We start from the raw sequence: 15439 nt of genomic DNA on the forward strand, positions 1-15439 counted from the left end.
CTTCGAACAAGGAGATGATCTGAAATGATCTAACAACCACTCATCCTTGACCAAGCCCATACAAGTATTCCAGAGACGTTGGGGGATACGGAGAAGCTGCGGCGTACTGGATTCCCCGCTTTCGGTTTCCGCGGGGAATGACAGCGGAGCGCTCCCGCCCCCTCACTGGCTCGCCCATACGATCCTTGCGATCCACGCGACATCGGCCACCGCGACCGTGCGCTCGTCCTGCCCGGCATCGAGTGACTGCAATTCGAGCAACTTCGCCGTCCGGCGCTTCAGCGCCTTCACCAGCATCTCGCCGGCCCGGGTCTTCACGACCACGCGGTCGCCCTTGCGGATTGGCGTGCCCGGCGACACCAGGATGACGTCGCCGTCGCGATAGGGCGCGAGCGCATCGCCGGCAATCTCCAGCGCAAAGCTGTGATCGTCCTCCGCCAAGGGCAGCGCGACTTCGCTCCAGCCCTTGCCGGAGGGAAGGCCTTGCTCGTCGAAATGATCGCTTGTCGCGGCCTGCGCGAAGCCGAGCAGTGGAACCGAGCGGCCGTCGCGTGCGCCGTCGCCGATCAGCTGCACGAAGGTCTCGATCGAGGACCCGGCCGCCGCGAGCGCTTTTGCGATCGATTCGGTCGAGGGCCAGCGTTCCCGGCCGTCGGAGGTCACGCGCTTGGACTTGTTGAAGGTGGTAGGATCGAGCCCCGCCCGCTTGGCAAGCCCCGATGGCGACAGCCCGGCGCGCGCCGCAAGCCGATCCAGGGCACCCCAGATCTGCTCGTGAGTCAGCATCCTCTGCGCTTTGGCCTGTCTGATCATCCTCGATCCGGCCCGCCTAGGAAAACTAGCCTCAAATCAACCGGTTTTCCGTTTTCGGTGCAAGAGGCGGCAGGCAAGTCTTGAGTTCGAAAGTTGTGGCCTTTACGGTCGCGCCCGGGTTTTGGACCCTTGGGAGCGAAAACCCCAAGAGACTCAACGAGCAAGCACGAGCAGGACACCGCAACAGGTGGTCAAGATCTATAAAATTTGTGCCGCTTCGGCCTGGCGGGAGGCCGAGCGGCGGGGTGTGTACCAAGGCAGCGCGGATGACGCGCGCGATGGCTTCATCCATTTCTCGACCGCCGCCCAGGTTCCCGAGACCGCGCGAAAGCATTTCTTCGGGCAACGTGCGCTGTTCCTCGTCGAGGTCGACGGCGATGCGCTCGGTGACGCCCTGCGCTGGGAGCGCTCGCGCAACGACGAGCTGTTTCCGCATCTGTATGGCGAGCTCGATCTCGGCGCGGTGATCTCGATCATCAATCTCGAGATCCGCTCCGACGGCAATCACGACATTCCGGAGCTTGCCCCGTGATCCGCGCGTTCGATGCTTTCTCGCTGCCGGTCCTGCGCTGGCTCGATCCGGAGGATGCGCATCGCCTGGCGATCCAGGGCCTGCGTTTTCTGCCGCCGACCAAGCCGCGCGCCGATGATCCGAAACTGGCGGTGCGGGCCTTCGGCCTGAATTTTCCCAATCCGATCGGCATGGCGGCGGGCTTCGACAAGAGCGCGGAAGTGCCGGATGCGCTACTGCGGCTCGGCTTCGGCTTCGTCGAGATCGGCTCGGTGACGCCGCGCCCGCAGAGCGGCAATCCGCGGCCGCGGCTGCTTCGCCTGGAGCGCGATGAAGCCGTCATCAACCGCATGGGCTTCAACAATGATGGCGCGGCTATCGTGCTGCGGCGGCTCGCCGCGCGCGCGGAGAACGGCGGCATCGTCGGCGTCAATGTCGGCGCCAACAAGGACTCGCCCGATCGCGTCGCCGATTACGTCAAGCTGATCGAGACCTTCGCGCCGGTCGCGAGCTATTTCACCGTCAACGTCTCCTCGCCCAACACGCCGGGCCTGCGCAATCTCCAGGAGGGCGCGCTGCTCGACGATCTCCTCGCGCATGTGATCGACGCGCGCGAGCGGGTGCGCGAGAAGGCCGGTGACACGCCGGTGCTGCTCAAGATCGCGCCGGATCTGAGCCTCGCCCAGCTCGACGACGTCGTGCAGGTCGCCCGCGCGCGCAAGGTCGACGGCATGATCGTGTCGAACACGACGATCGCGCGGCCGAGCACGCTGCGCGAGCAGATGCGCGCCAAGGAGCAGGGCGGTCTCTCCGGCCGGCCGCTGTTTCGCTTGTCGACGCGCATGGTCGCGGAGACCTATGTGCGCGTCGAAGGCGCGTTCCCGCTGATTGGCGTCGGGGGCGTGGATTCCGGCGGCGCGGCGCTGACAAAAATCCGCGCCGGCGCGAGCCTGATCCAGCTCTATTCGTCACTGGTCTACAAGGGCCTCGGCCTCGTCGACGAGATCAAGCGCGATCTGACCTCCACACTGCTGCGCACGGGGCGCGATTCGCTGTCCGAGATCGTCGGCGCCGACGCCGCCACGCTCACGGCCGAGGATTGGCCGGGGATGTAGCTGGAGGCCCCGAAGCCCGGATCGAGCGCAGCGCAATCCGGGATCTGTCCGCGTGGTAGCAATATCCGGATTTCGCTGCGCTCCATCCGGGGTTACGGCTTTGAAAACGTCGCCTTGAACAGCGCCGGATAACGCAGGCCCTGCAGCCCGCCGCGCGCGACGTAGAAGCCGAGCAGCGCGGTCCACAGGCCGGCATTTCCGAACGCCTGCAGCGCCCACCACGTGCCCAGAAAAATTCCGAGCGAGGCCAGCATCAGATTGCGCATCTCGCGTGCCCAGGTCGCGCCGACATAAATGCCGTCGAAGCCGAAGGCGAACACGCCGGGTATGGGTGCAAGCACGATGAACGGCAGGAAGTCGCGCGCGGCGCGGCGGACGTCCTCGCTCGCCGTCATGAAATCGATCAGCACCGGGCCAAGCCGCGCGAACAGCACCGCGACCACCAGCGCGAAGCCGAGTCCCCACAGCAGCACCAGCCGGGTCGAATCGGCAAAGCCCTTGGCGTCGCGGGCGCCAAAGGTGCGGCCGCAGAGCTGCTGTGCGGCGTTGGCGAGGCCGTCGAGGAAGAAGGCGCTGACCAGCAGGAAATTGTTGAGCACGGAGTTCGCGGCCAACGTGACGTCGCCGGCCCGCGCGCCCTTGGCTGTGAAGAACAGGAAGACGGCGATCAGCGCCGCGGTGCGGATCATGATGTCGGAGTTTACCGCCAGCATCCGCATCAGCTTGGTCCGGTCGAACAGGCGAGCGCGGGGAACGGCAAAGCCGCCGTCCGCACAGCGTCGGCAGACGACCACGCCCAGGATAAAGCCAATCGTCTCTGACAGCAGCGCGGCGATCGCCGCGCCGGCAATGCCGGTGTCATAGACCAGCACCAGCAGGATCGTCGCCACCATGTTGATGAGGTTGATGACGACCTGGAGCGCGAGTGCCGGATTGGCGCGGGCCTGCCCTACCAGCCAGCCGAGAATGACATAGTTGGCGAAAGCAAACGGCGACGACCAGATCCGGATCATGAAATAGGTCTTGGCGGCGCGCGTCACGCCTTCGCTGCCGCCCATGAGGTCGAACAGCACGGAGGTCAGCGGCAGCTGCAGCGCGATCAGGGCAACTCCGATCAGGCCCGCGACGATGAAGCCGCGCACCAGGATCGCGGTCAGCTCGCGAGTCTCGCCGGCGCCGAGCGCCTGCGCGGTGAAGGCGAGTGTGCTCATGCGCAAGAAGCCGAACAGCCAGAACAGGCAGTCGAAGATCACCGAGGCCATGGCGACGCCGCCGAGTAGGGCGGCATCATCGAGCCGTCCAATCGCCGTGGTCGAGACCACGCCGATCAGCGGCGTGGTGAGGTTAGCGACCATCGCGGGACCTGCGATGGCGAACACTTGCCGTGTGGTAACCTTGGGGTGGACCGGTGCGTGCATGTCAGAACACGAGCACCATGCCGTCCTCCGCCGCGAGATGCGGCACGTCGTCAAGGCGCGACAGCACGTCGTCGCTCATATGGGTGAGGACAAGCCGTTTGGCGCCGATCTCGGGCAGATGCTGTTCCAAGGTTTTCAGGCTGAGATGGTTCTTGACCACCTTCTCGTACATGTAGGCCTCGGTGATGAAAAGGTCCGCGCCATGCGCCAGCGGAATGAGCGTCTCCGTCCATTCGGTGTCGCTGCTGTAGGCGAGAACACGGTCTTCAGTCGCGATGCGATAGCCGAGAAATGGTCCGCCGGACTCGCCATGCACGACGGGATAGGGCGTCACCGTTACGCCACCGAAGCTGCGGCTCTCGCCGGGTGAGAGCGCAACGACGGACAGCTCGAAGCGAGGCTTCGTCTTCGATGAGTGCTCGAACAGCGCTTCCATCACCTGCGCGAGCCGCATCTCGATCCCCTGCGGGCCGGCAATCACCAGTGGCCGCGTCCTTTTCGAGAACTGCGCGTCGAGCAGAAAGAACGGCAGGCCGGCAAAATGATCGCCGTGGAAGTGCGTGATCAGGATCAGGTCGATCGCATCACGATCGATCTCGAGCCGCTTCAAGGCCGGCAGGGAGGAGGCACCGCAATCGATCAGGAAATTGACCTCGCGTCCGGTGACGTGGAAGCAGGTGTTGCACCTGCCGCCCGAGCCAAACGCGTCACCGCAGCCGACGAAGCGCAATTGCATCGGCTGCGCACTCCCTAAAGCATGATCCGGACCCAAAGGGCCGCGTCAGCGCAAAGTGTGAAGCGGTATTCCGACAAGATCATGCTCAAGAATGCCTTATCGGCCGCGCGGCGCGCCGAACAGACGCGACAGGAACCACACCGGGATCACGATGACGGCGCCAAGCAGGAAGTAGCGCCACAGCCAGTTGACCGCGTCGAAGCCGAGGTCCCACAGCCGCTGGAACAAGAGGCGAATGCTATGGATGATGTTCCAGGGGTCGAAGCCGATCGCGGCCAGCACGACGCCGACCAGGATCGAGAGCAGGATCAGGCGGAATGCGACCGCCAGCGGCGAGCCGCCGAGAAAGCGGTTCAGGCCATCGCTGTGGCCGGCCGGCAAATCTCTGACGTCGTTGGCCATCTAAAAACTCCTGCGGATTCGAACCCCATTATAGGGCACGGCGAGGCAGATGGGGAACCCGCGTTCCCCCGTCAATCGGCTTACCGGATTTTAATATCAGGCAAACTGCGGGCGCGCCGACCTTGGATGCCACCCGGCGCGTCGCGGGAAAGCAACAGCGGTAAGGTAAATGCGCATCTTCATGGGGGTGTGAACGCCCATCAATTCTCATCCCACTGCGTCCGCCCCATAAGAGCGCGGCGCGATGTCGATGCCGGCATCGTGCAAGTTCTGGGACCGCCGCCGGGGCCGATTGCGGGTTCTGTGCATATATGCTCGCCGGCTTTGCGCTGGCCGGCGGCGGGACCACTTTCCCCGGCTATGCCTCGGCTTCGGCCACCTCGGCCTTCAGCAGCTTTTCCAGCGCGTCCAGCCGATCGGCCTCGCGCGGCGGCTTGTCCCAGCGCAGGCGGCTGATGCGGGGAAAGCGCATGGCGACGCCGGACTTGTGCCGCGGCGAGCGCTGCAATCCTTCGAAGGCGACCTCCAGCACCAGCCCCTTGTCGGGCTCGTGCACGACATGGCGCACGGGACCGAACTTTTCCGTGGTGTTGCGGCGGACGAAGCGGTCGATCTGGAGCAGCTCCTCGTCGGTGAAGCCGAAATAGGCCTTGCCGACCGGCACCAGCTCGTCGCCGGCTTCGCCTTGGGTCCAGACGCCAAAGGTGTAGTCGGAATAATAGGACGAGCGCTTGCCGTGGCCGCGCTGCGCATACATCAAGACGGCGTCGATGATGTGGGGATCGCGCTTCCACTTCCACCACTGTCCCTTCGGCCGTCCCGGCAGATAAGGCGCATCGCGCCGCTTCAGCATCACGCCTTCGACGGCCTCGGCGTCCTCGCCGGCACCGGCGCTTGCGGGATCGGCGCGTGCGGCGGTGAGCGCGTCCCAGCTCTCGAACGCGACCGTTGGCGACAGGTCGATCCTGGTATCGCCGAGCTTCCTGATGAACGTTTCGAGATGCATGCGCCGCTCGGCAAAGGGCAGCTCGCGCAAATCGTTCTCGTCGTCGCCGAGCAGATCGTAGGCGCGCAGGTGAATTGGAAATTCCTTGATTAGCTTCGGCGACACGACCTTGCGGTTGAGCCGCTGCTGGAGGACGTTGAAGCTCTGCACGCGGCCGTCGCGCACGACCAGCAGCTCGCCGTCGATCGCGCCGGGCAGATGCAGTGACGGCACGAGGTCCGGAAAGCTCCCCGTGATGTCCTCGCCGGTGCGCGAATAGAGCCGCGCCGTGATGTGCCCACGATCGTCGCGGCCTGCGACCGCCTGCACTCGGATGCCATCCCATTTCCATTCGGCGATGTAGTCGGCAGGATCGAGGCTTTGGAAATCTGAGTCCTCGATCGCATGCGCCAGCATCACCGGGCGGAATGGCGCGGGATCGCGGTTGACGGGTTTTTCGGCGCGGCCCTCGAGCCAGGCGAACAGATCGAGATAGGGCGGGGCGAGGCCGGGCCAGATCAGCTCGATCTCATGCGGGTCCTTGTCACCGAGTGCGGCAGCCGCGGTTTTTGCCAGACGCGCGGAGATGCCGATGCGAAGCGCGCCGGTGACGAGTTTTAACAGCGCCCAACGGCCGGTCTCGTCGAGCTCGTCGAGCCAGCGCGCAAGCTGGCCCGGCAGCTCGGTCTTGCCGAGCGTGCGCAGCGTGGTGACCACGTCGGTGAGGGTTGGTGGCGGCGGGTTGTTGTGACCAGCCAGTTCGCTCTTGGGCCACATCAGCGCGACCGTCTCCGAGAGATCGCCGACGTAATCATACGACAGCCCGAACAGCACCTCGTCCGTGCGCGCCGCAATCAGGTCGCGGATCAATCCCGGCTTGGCGTGCTTGAAGCTCAGCGCGCCGGTCAGCGCGGCCAGCGCATAGCCGCGGTCGGGGTCGCCGACCTCGCGAAAATAGCCGGTGATCAGCCGCAGCTTGTTGTTGCGGCCGGGCTCGTAGGCGAGGCGGTCCAGCAATTCGGCGAAGCGGTTCATGCCTCGGCCTCGCTTGCAATCGGCGTCTCGGTCTCCTCCTCATCGCCATAGCCGACGAGATCGAGCGGCCGCGCCCGCAATCCTTTGCTCTTGCACCAATGCACCAGCGCGTCTTCCTGGCCGTGGGTGACCCAGATCTCGCCGGCGCCGGTGGCCGCGATCGTCGCGGTGAGGCCGTCCCAATCGGCGTGGTCGGAAATCACTAGCGGCAGTTCGACGCCGCGCTGCCGCGCCCGTGCACGGACCCGCATCCAGCCCGAGGCGAAGGCGGTGACCGGATCGGGAAAGCGCCGGGTCCAGAGATCCGAGGTGGCCGACGGCGGCGCCAGCGTGATGGTGCCGGCGAGAGCCGCCTTCTTCATGCCCTTCGCCGGCCGCAGCTCGCCGAGCTCGATGCCGCGGCTCTGATAATACTGCGTGATCGTCTCCATCGCGCCATGCAGGTAGATTGGCGCGTCGTATCCGGCCCCGCGCAGCAACGCGATGACGCGCTGCGCCTTGCCGAGTGAATAGGCGCCGACGAGATGCGCGCGCTCCGGAAACAGCGCGACCGAGGCGAGCAGCCTCGCAACCTCGTCCGCCGCGTCGCCATGGCGAAACACTGGCAGCCCGAACGTTGCCTCGGTGATGAAGATATCGCAGGGCACGAGCTCGAACGGCGCGCAGGTCGGATCCGGCGCGTCCTTGTAGTCGCCGGAGGCGACGATGCAGGTGTCCTTGCAGGTCACCGCGATCTGCGCCGAGCCCAGCACATGGCCCGCGGGGTGAAACTTCACCTTGACGTCGCCGAGCCGGATTTCCTCGCCATAGCGGATCGCCTGCGTCGTGCCGGCAAAATTCTCGCCGTAGCGCAGGCGCATCATGTCCAGCGTCTCCTGCGTCGCCAGCACGGCGCCGTGGCCGGCACGCGCATGGTCGGAATGACCGTGGGTGATCACGGCGCGCTCGACGGGGCGGACAGGATCGATATGGAAACCGCCCGGCTTGCAGCACAGGCCGGCAGCAGTTGGCAACAGGATGTCTTGCGGGCGCATGGGCGTCATATGGTAGCGCGAGCCCGGAAATTCACCCGTCATGCGCGGGCTTGACCCGCGCAGCCATCTTCTTAAACACTTCCTTTTTTGATGGATTGCCGGATCAGACCCGGCAATGACGAGCCGAGTTCCATGCCCCTCCGCCTCTTCCTGTCCTCCGGCGATCTGATGGCCGACCGCCGTTTCGAGTTCGCGCGCGACCTCCAGCTCAAGGGCGATTTACCGGCCGCGGCCGACCTGTTCGAGCAGGCGATCGAGCTCGCGCCGAATTTTACATCGGCCTGGTTCACGCTCGGCGAAATCCGTCAGCAGCTCGGCGAGCGTGACAAGGCGATCGCGGCATTCCGAGAAGCGCTGCGATCCGATCCCGAGGACCAGCATGGCGCCGGCCTGCATCTGATGCGGCTCGGCGACGCACAGATGGCGGAAATGCCGAAAGCCTATGTGCAGGCGCTGTTCGACCAGTACGCGCCGCGCTTCGAGCATGCGTTGATCAACGATCTCGGCTATCGCGCCCCAGCGCTGATCTTCAAGGCGGTGCTGGCCGCGCGCGTCGCAGCGAAGAAGCCGGCCTTCTTCAAGCGCGCGATCGATCTCGGCTGCGGCACGGGCCTTGCGGCCAGTGCCTTCGCCAAGCAGGTTGACCATTTCATCGGCATCGATCTGTCCCCGGGCATGATCAAGGAGGCGCGCGCCACCGGTCTCTACGCCGAGTTGGAAGTCGCCGACATGATCGACGGCCTGCGCAGCAAACCGGACGCGAGCGCGAATCTGGTCGTGGCTGCGGATGCGTTTGTATATCTGTCCGATCTCGCACCGGTGCTGATCGAAGCGCGACGCGTCCTCGCGGCCGGCGGCACGCTCGGCTTCACGCTCGAGACTCATGACGGCAGCGGCGTCGTCCTGGGCGAGGGCCTGCGCTATGCCCATGCCGCGGAATATGTGCGCGGCGCTCTCGCGAAGGCAGGCTTCAGGCTGCTGACGCTGGAGCCGGCCTCGCCGCGTAACGAGAACAACGAGCCGGTCCGCGGCCTCGTCGTCGTCGCAGAGAAAACTTGAGTCTAGGCGCTGGCGCTGCGGCAAATTGAGCGGCAAAGCGCCGCTTTCCTACTTGCGATGCGCATCCTGATGTCAGCACAATGCGCGGCATCAGGGAGACAACGCCAATGACAAAAAATCCATCGCGGCGTGATTTCGGCGCCGGCGCATTTGCCACCATCGCAGCCTCGACTTTGCCCGCGCCCTATGTCTGGGCCGCCGAGAAGAAATATGATGCGGGCGCCAGCGACACCGAGATCAAGATTGGTCAGACCGTGCCGCATTCCGGCCCCGGCTCGCTCTATGGCGTGCTGGGTCGCGTCGGCGAAGCCTATTTCCAGATGCTGAACGAGAAGGGCGGCATCAACGGGCGCAAGGTAAAATTCCTCACCATGGACGATGCCTACAGCGCGCCGAAATGCGTCGAGGCGACGCGCAGGCTCGTCGAGCAGGAGGAGGTGCTCGCGCTCTACGGCTCGCTCGGCACCGCGCCGCAGACCGCCGTGCACAAATATCTCAATTCCAAGGGCGTGCCGCAGCTCCTGCTCAACACCGGCGCGTCGAAATGGAACAACCCGAAGGAATTCAAATGGACGATGGCGGGCCTGCCGCTCTATCCGACCGAAGCGCGCATTCTCGCCAAGCACGTCATCAGCGTGAAGCCGAATGCCAGGATCGGCATCCTCTACCAGAACGATGATTTCGGTCGGGACTTCCTCGGGCCCTTCAAGAAGGTGCTGGCGGATGCCGGCGGCACCGCGCAGGTGCTCCTGGAGCAGACCTACGACCTGACCGATCCGACCATCGATTCCCAGCTCATTAACCTCTCGAAGTCGGGTGCCGACGTCTTCTACAACATCTCGACCGGCAAGGCGTCGTCGCAGTCGATCCGCAAAGCCGCCGAGCTCGGCTGGAAGCCGCTGCAATTGCTTTCGGCGGGCTCGACCGGCAAGTCGATCCTGAGTGCTGCCGGCTTCGAGAACGCCAACGGCATCGTCGCGATCCGCTATTCCAAGGACGCCGGCCCCGGCCCCTGGGAGAACGACAAGGACGTCATTGCATTCGATACGCTGCGCAAGAATTATCTGCCGAACGTCGATCCCGATAACACCATCGCCTATGCCGGTTACGGCCAGGCGGTAAGCATGGGCGAGATCCTGCGCCGCTGCGGCGACGAGCTGACGCGCGAAAACGTGCTCAAGCAGGCCGCGAACCTCAAGGGTTTCCATTCGCCGTTCTTCCTCGACGGCGTGGACTTCAGCTACACGCCCGATGACTACACGCCGATGAAGACGCTGTTCATCTCGATCTTCAACGGCAAGGATTGGCAGGTTTCCGACAAGCCGGTGACGGAATAGCGGAGGCGCCTACCTCTCGACGAGGAGCCGTGGGTGGGCAAAGGCGCCCTTGCGCCGTGCCCACCATCCCACCGTGATTGCAACAGAAGAGGTGGGCACGCTTCGCTTTGCCCACCCTACGAAGCTGCCGGCACCAGCCAAATCGCTCGGTTACCCTCGACGAACCCGCTCCCACGGCTTACCTCTACCGCCGTGCCGTCCCGTATCCTCACCGCATTGGCCGAGCCGGCCGCGCTGTTGCCCGACCGCTTCCAGACATGGTTCGCGGCCCGCGGCTGGTCGCCGCGCGCGCATCAATTGGCGCTCTTGGAAAAGGCCCGTGAGGGTCGCTCCGCGCTGCTGATCGCGCCGACCGGCGCCGGCAAGACGCTGGCTGGATTTTTGCCGACGCTGGTGGAGCTGTCCTCTCCGTCCCCCCTTGGAGCGCGGGGAGGGGGGTGGCCACGGACACCGCTGCGTGCCGACGACAAACACAAGCTGATCTCCACCGGCCGCGCCGTTCAGCGCGCCGGCGGCCTCCACACCCTCTACATCTCGCCGCTGAAAGCGCTCGCCGTCGACATCGCGCGCAATCTGGAGCGGCCGATTGCGGAGATGGGACTCCTGATCAAGGTCGAGACCCGCACCGGCGACACGCCGGTGTCGCGGCGGCAGCGCCAACGGCGCTATCCGCCGGACATCCTGCTCACCACGCCCGAGCAGCTTGCGCTGCTGCTGTCCTCCGACGACGCGCCGTTCCTGTTCTCATCGCTGAGGCGCGTGGTGCTCGACGAGCTGCATGCGCTCGTCACCTCCAAGCGCGGCGATCTGCTCTCGCTCGGGCTTGCACGGCTGTGGCGGCTCGCGCCCGACATGCGCATGATCGGCCTGTCGGCGACCGTGGCAGAGCCGGACTCGTTGGCGCGATTCCTCATGCCGCAGCCGGGCGGCAAGGCGGCCGCTGCCGATATCGTCATGGCCGGCGGAGCCGCGGCGCCGATCGTGGAGATGTTGGATACAAATGAGCGCCTGCCCTGGGCCGGCCACACCGCGCGTCACGCGCTGGCCGAGGTCTACGAGCTGATCAAGGCGAACAAGACGACGCTCGTCTTCGTCAACACCCGCAGCCAGGCCGAGATGCTGTTCCAGGATCTCTGGCGCATGAACGACGACGGCCTTGCGATCGCGCTGCATCACGGCTCGCTCGACGTCGCGCAGCGTCGCAAGGTCGAGGACGCGATGTCGGCGGGAAAACTGCGCGGCGTGGTCTGCACCTCGTCGCTCGATCTCGGCGTCGACTGGGGCGACGTCGACCTCGTCATCAACATCGGCGCACCCAAAGGCTGCTCGCGCCTGATGCAGCGCATCGGCCGCGCCAATCACCGCCTCGATGAAGCTTCGCGCGCGGTGCTGGTGCCGGCCAACCGGTTCGAGGTGCTGGAGTGCCGCGCCGCGATCGATGCGATCGCCGAGAATGCGCAGGATACCCCGCCCTTGCGCATCGGCGCGCTCGACGTGCTCGCCCAGCACGTGCTCGGCTGCGCCTGCGGCGAGCCGTTTCTCACTGACGAACTCTACGACGAGGTGCGCACCGCCGCGCCTTACGCAGACCTCTCGCGGCAGGATTTCGACGACGTCGTCGATTTCGTCGCTACCGGCGGCTATGCGCTGAAGACCTATGAGCGCTTCGCGCGCATCAAGCGGGACAAGCAGGGCCGCTGGCGCGTCGCCAATCCAAAAGTGCGGCAGAGCTATCGCCTCAACGTCGGCACTATCGTCGAGGAGCCGATGCTCAAGGTGCGGCTGGTGCGCTCGCGCTCCACTGGTAGCGGTTCGACCGGCGCGATCGCGCGCGGCGGCCGAGTGCTCGGCGAGATCGAGGAATATTTCATCGAGGGCCTCAGCCCCGGCGATACCTTCGTGTTCGGCGGCGAGGTGGTGCGCTACGAGGCGCTGGCCGAGGATCAGGCCTACGTCTCCCGCGCACATGACGCCGATCCAAAGGTGCCGTCCTATATGGGCGGCAAGTTTCCGCTCTCGACCTATCTGGCCGAGCGCGTGCGCCGGCTGCTGGATGACAAGCGCGCGTGGGGTGCCCTGCCGGAGCAGGTGCGCGACTGGCTGTCGCTGCAAAAGGATGTTTCCCGCATGCCGGCGGTGCGCGAGCTGCTGGTCGAAACTTTTCCGCGCGGCAACAAGCATTACCTGATCTGCTATCCCTTCGAGGGGCGGCTCGCGCATCAGACGCTCGGCATGCTGCTGACGCGCCGGTTGGAGCGCGCTCGCGCCCGGCCGCTCGGTTTCGTGGCCAATGAATATGCGGTTGCGATCTGGGGGCTGGGTGATGCTTCCTTCATGATCCGCAATGGCCGGCTTGATCTCAACGCGTTGTTTGATCCTGATATGCTGGGCGACGACCTCGAGGCCTGGCTCGCCGAGTCCGCGCTGATGAAGCGCATGTTCCGCAATTGCGCGCTGATCTCAGGCCTGATCGAGCGCCGTTTCACGGATGAGGACAAGAGCCGGCGGCAGGTGCTGTTCTCGACCGACCTCGTCTACGACGTCCTGCGCAAGCACCAGGCCGATCACGTGCTGCTGCGCGCCGCGCGCGCCGATGCCGCAACGGGCCTGCTCGACCTGCGACGGCTGGGGGACATGCTCGCGCGCATCCACGGCCGCGTCACGCACCGGGAACTCGACCACGTCTCCCCGCTCGCCGTTCCCGTGATGCTGGAAATCGGCCGCGAGTCAGTTTATGGCGAAGCTGCAGACGAGCTTTTGGCGGAGGCCGCCGACGAGCTCGTCAAAGAGGCGATGTCGTAGACTGTCAGCGCGAATGAATCTTTGGGGCACCGCTCTTCCCACATCGTCATGCCCGGGCTTGACCCGGGCATCCACGGCTTTCTCGCGTCCGCAAGGACGTGGATGGCCGGGACGAGCCCGGCCATGACGGAGCAGGTGGCCATTTCGATTACTTCAACGCGCACTATCGACGTTGCGGGTGTGTCCCTCGTCGCCGATCTCTCCGGCGCATTGTTTTGGGCTGTGCAGCGCCTGCTCGTCGTCTCCGACCTGCATCTGGAAAAAGGCTCGAGCTTCGCCACGCGGGGCGTGCTGCTGCCGCCTTATGACACGGTCGCGACGCTCGGTCGGCTGGCGGCCGTGATCGCGCGGCACGATCCGCAGGTCGTGATTGCGCTCGGCGACAGCTTTCATGATCGCTCCGCGCATGAGCGGCTGTCGAACGGGGATCGCGACGCCATGACCTCGCTCCAGACTGGCCGCGACTGGATCTGGATTTCAGGCAATCACGACCCGGCGCTGCCGCGCGATCTCGGCGGCACCGTTGCCGACGAAGTCGCGATCGGCCCGATCATTTTCCGCCACGAGCCGACCGGCGCGCAGGGCGAGATCGCCGGCCATCTCCATCCCAAGGCGCGCGTCACCGCGCGCGGCCGCTCGATGGAGCGACGGTGCTTTGCCTCGGACGGGATGCGGGCCGTGATGCCGGCCTTCGGCGCCTATGCCGGTGGCCTCAGCATCCGCGATGAAGCATTCGCGCGCGTGTTCGGCGCGCGGCACTTCACCGCGCATCTCCTCGGCGACAATCGCGTCCATGCGATTGCAGCGTCGCGGTGTTGTTGAGGAAACGACTATGCTGCCGTCTCTTCATGATGATTTCGTCGTTTCGTACGAGGTGAACTGCGAAACCCGCCAGATCAAACTCCACACGAGGCCAGATCCTAGAGACGCTGCAAAGCGCGAACAGCGCCCCCGCACCATCGTTTTTAATGGTGTCGAGGGATACCAGTTCGAGGACGATGCATTCGAAAACATCATCTTCTCACTGGCGGTGTTTTCATTGAGTAGGTGTTGGTAGAGTATGGCTCCGCGATCGCGGAGTCCTATCGTATGGCGGGCGCCCCAGGGCCGTGGGCGGCCGATTTGGCTGCTGCGGCGCAGGTGCTCGCGGCAAAGGACGTCAAAGGCTTCATTCTAAGTTCGTCGTATGGCCTCTCTGGCTGGGTGCTGGCCAAAGAAGCTTTGGTCGAACACACGTAGCCGTCGGCTCGCTAAGCCGCCTTCGCCTGCACCGTATCGCAGAACTCCGCGAGCCGATCCGCAAGCCGCAACGTCGCCGGGCTCGCGCCCGGTGCCGCCATCAGCGCCACTTCCGTCCTGTTGATCGGTGCAAAGCCGTCCTTGGCGGTCAGCACGCGATGATCGGACTGGATCGCCATCTCCGACAAGATGCTCAGCCCCATGCCCGCGGCGACCGCGGCCTGGATGCCGGCGAGGCTCGATGACGTATAGGCCATGTGCCAGGGCCGGCCGGCGCTTTCCAGCGCGTGGATGGCGCCGGCGCGGTAGAGGCAGCCGAGTGGAAAGCCGATCAGCGGCACCGATGACACATCGGCTTGAATCGGATGGCTCTTGCTGGTCACCCAATGCACCCGCTCCGGCCACACCGCGATCGCACCCTTCTCGCCCGCCTCGCGCTTGAACAGCGCCAGATCGAGCTCGCCGCGTTCGAGGTCGCGGGCCAGGTTCTTGCTCTGGTCCGCCCGTACATCCAGCCGCAGGCCGGGATGCGAGCGCGAGAACGTGCCGAGCAGTTTCGCCAGCCGATAGGCGGCAAAATCCTCGGGGATGCCGAGCCGGATCGCGCCTTCGCTGCCCGGCTGGCTGAGCACGTCGCGCGCCTCCTCGGCGAGCGATAACAGCCGCCGTGCGTAGGAGAGCAGCCGCTCGCCGGCTTCCGTCGGCCGCACGTCCTTGCCGTCACGGTGCAGCAGCATCTGGCCGACGTCCTCTTCCAACCGCTTGATCTGCTGGCTGACCGTCGACTGCGTGCGATGGACGCGCTCGCTCGCGCGGGTGAAGCCGCCGGCATCGACCACCGAGACGAAGCTGCGCAAGAGCTCCAGATCGAGCATCGCCGCCTCCATTCATAAATCCACTAGCCTGAAGTTAATCATTTAATTTCCAAATGACAAGGGGCGCCCCTAGATCGA

General features: G+C 65.3%; 15 protein-coding genes. 8 read left to right on the plus strand and 7 right to left on the minus strand.

Annotation, left to right across the window (positions count from 1 at the left end; translation table 11 throughout):
• Positions 1-162 precede the first annotated feature (162 nt).
• Entirely contained in the window at positions 163-813 is a 651-nt protein-coding gene (locus SO180_RS12465; protein ID WP_449379119.1) for a S24 family peptidase, read from the minus strand.
• A 187-nt stretch (positions 814-1000) separates the two neighbouring features.
• On the opposite strand from SO180_RS12465, the gene SO180_RS12470 reads away from it, so the two are divergent.
• Positions 1001-1345: a DUF952 domain-containing protein gene (locus tag SO180_RS12470; protein ID WP_449379120.1), complete on the plus strand. Its 345-nt coding sequence runs from the start codon at positions 1001-1003 to the stop codon at positions 1343-1345.
• Positions 1342-2439 (plus strand): quinone-dependent dihydroorotate dehydrogenase, encoded by a 1098-nt coding sequence (locus tag SO180_RS12475; protein WP_449379121.1) that lies wholly within the window; start codon positions 1342-1344, stop codon positions 2437-2439. Before SO180_RS12470 ends, SO180_RS12475 begins: the two co-directional genes overlap by 4 nt.
• Before the next feature lie 92 nt (positions 2440-2531).
• Here SO180_RS12475 and SO180_RS12480 read toward each other — a convergent pair whose 3' ends face one another.
• The 5 genes from SO180_RS12480 to SO180_RS12500 all read right to left on the minus strand — a co-directional run bounded on the left by SO180_RS12480 (position 2532) and on the right by SO180_RS12500 (position 8049).
• On the minus strand, positions 2532-3857 hold the full coding sequence (locus SO180_RS12480; RefSeq protein ID WP_449379122.1) for an MATE family efflux transporter: 1326 nt from the start codon (positions 3855-3857) through the stop codon (positions 2532-2534).
• 1 nt (position 3858) lies between these two features.
• On the minus strand, positions 3859-4593 hold the full coding sequence (locus tag SO180_RS12485) for an MBL fold metallo-hydrolase (RefSeq protein WP_449379123.1): 735 nt from the start codon (positions 4591-4593) through the stop codon (positions 3859-3861).
• 96 nt (positions 4594-4689) lie between these two features.
• Positions 4690-4995 carry a DUF6460 domain-containing protein gene (locus SO180_RS12490; RefSeq protein ID WP_027521471.1) on the minus strand — a complete coding sequence of 102 codons (306 nt, stop codon included), beginning with the start codon at positions 4993-4995 and terminating at the stop codon, positions 4690-4692.
• 358 nt (positions 4996-5353) lie between these two features.
• A complete protein-coding gene (locus SO180_RS12495) occupies positions 5354-7015 on the minus strand; it encodes an ATP-dependent DNA ligase (RefSeq protein ID WP_449379124.1) in 1662 nt (553 codons plus the stop codon).
• On the minus strand, positions 7012-8049 hold the full coding sequence (locus tag SO180_RS12500) for a ligase-associated DNA damage response exonuclease (RefSeq protein ID WP_449379219.1): 1038 nt from the start codon (positions 8047-8049) through the stop codon (positions 7012-7014). Before SO180_RS12500 ends, SO180_RS12495 begins: the two co-directional genes overlap by 4 nt.
• Before the next feature lie 132 nt (positions 8050-8181).
• On the opposite strand from SO180_RS12500, the gene SO180_RS12505 reads away from it, so the two are divergent.
• The 6 genes from SO180_RS12505 to SO180_RS12530 all read left to right on the plus strand — a co-directional run bounded on the left by SO180_RS12505 (position 8182) and on the right by SO180_RS12530 (position 14486).
• Positions 8182-9108 carry a class I SAM-dependent DNA methyltransferase gene (locus SO180_RS12505; protein WP_449379125.1) on the plus strand — a complete coding sequence of 309 codons (927 nt, stop codon included), beginning with the start codon at positions 8182-8184 and terminating at the stop codon, positions 9106-9108.
• Between the two features lie 107 nt (positions 9109-9215).
• Positions 9216-10445, plus strand: coding sequence for an ABC transporter substrate-binding protein (locus SO180_RS12510; protein ID WP_449379126.1), 1230 nt, complete (start codon positions 9216-9218; stop codon positions 10443-10445).
• A gap of 192 nt (positions 10446-10637) precedes the next feature.
• Positions 10638-13247 (plus strand): ligase-associated DNA damage response DEXH box helicase, encoded by a 2610-nt coding sequence (locus SO180_RS12515; RefSeq protein ID WP_449379127.1) that lies wholly within the window; start codon positions 10638-10640, stop codon positions 13245-13247.
• Positions 13248-13370: 123 nt separating this feature from the next.
• Entirely contained in the window at positions 13371-14069 is a 699-nt protein-coding gene (gene pdeM, locus SO180_RS12520; protein WP_449379128.1) for a ligase-associated DNA damage response endonuclease PdeM, read from the plus strand.
• Between the two features lie 10 nt (positions 14070-14079).
• Positions 14080-14304 carry a hypothetical protein gene (locus tag SO180_RS12525; RefSeq protein ID WP_449379129.1) on the plus strand — a complete coding sequence of 75 codons (225 nt, stop codon included), beginning with the start codon at positions 14080-14082 and terminating at the stop codon, positions 14302-14304.
• Positions 14305-14336: 32 nt separating this feature from the next.
• Positions 14337-14486, plus strand: a complete 150-nt coding sequence (locus SO180_RS12530) for a hypothetical protein (protein ID WP_449379130.1) — start codon at positions 14337-14339, stop codon at positions 14484-14486.
• A gap of 11 nt (positions 14487-14497) precedes the next feature.
• Here SO180_RS12530 and SO180_RS12535 read toward each other — a convergent pair whose 3' ends face one another.
• Positions 14498-15361 (minus strand): LysR family transcriptional regulator, encoded by an 864-nt coding sequence (locus SO180_RS12535; protein WP_449379220.1) that lies wholly within the window; start codon positions 15359-15361, stop codon positions 14498-14500.
• Positions 15362-15439 lie beyond the last annotated feature (78 nt).

This window comes from Bradyrhizobium sp. UFLA05-112 (genome assembly GCF_053572325.1).

Excerpts from the sequence above, each read along its gene's own strand:
- SO180_RS12465 (WP_449379119.1), bottom strand. The coding sequence starts at position 813 with ATGATCAGACAGGCCAAAGCGCAGAGGATGCTGACTCACGAGCAGATC.
- SO180_RS12480 (WP_449379122.1), bottom strand. The coding sequence starts at position 3,857 with ATGCACGCACCGGTCCACCCCAAGGTTACCACACGGCAAGTGTTCGCC.
- SO180_RS12485 (WP_449379123.1), bottom strand. The coding sequence starts at position 4,593 with ATGCAATTGCGCTTCGTCGGCTGCGGTGACGCGTTTGGCTCGGGCGGC.
- SO180_RS12490 (WP_027521471.1), bottom strand. The coding sequence starts at position 4,995 with ATGGCCAACGACGTCAGAGATTTGCCGGCCGGCCACAGCGATGGCCTG.
- SO180_RS12495 (WP_449379124.1), bottom strand. The coding sequence starts at position 7,015 with ATGAACCGCTTCGCCGAATTGCTGGACCGCCTCGCCTACGAGCCCGGC.
- SO180_RS12500 (WP_449379219.1), bottom strand. The coding sequence starts at position 8,049 with ATGCGCCCGCAAGACATCCTGTTGCCAACTGCTGCCGGCCTGTGCTGC.
- SO180_RS12505 (WP_449379125.1), top strand. The coding sequence starts at position 8,182 with ATGCCCCTCCGCCTCTTCCTGTCCTCCGGCGATCTGATGGCCGACCGC.
- SO180_RS12510 (WP_449379126.1), top strand. The coding sequence starts at position 9,216 with ATGACAAAAAATCCATCGCGGCGTGATTTCGGCGCCGGCGCATTTGCC.
- pdeM (WP_449379128.1), top strand. The coding sequence starts at position 13,371 with ATGACGGAGCAGGTGGCCATTTCGATTACTTCAACGCGCACTATCGAC.
- SO180_RS12525 (WP_449379129.1), top strand. The coding sequence starts at position 14,080 with ATGCTGCCGTCTCTTCATGATGATTTCGTCGTTTCGTACGAGGTGAAC.
- SO180_RS12530 (WP_449379130.1), top strand. The coding sequence starts at position 14,337 with ATGGCGGGCGCCCCAGGGCCGTGGGCGGCCGATTTGGCTGCTGCGGCG.
- SO180_RS12535 (WP_449379220.1), bottom strand. The coding sequence starts at position 15,361 with ATGCTCGATCTGGAGCTCTTGCGCAGCTTCGTCTCGGTGGTCGATGCC.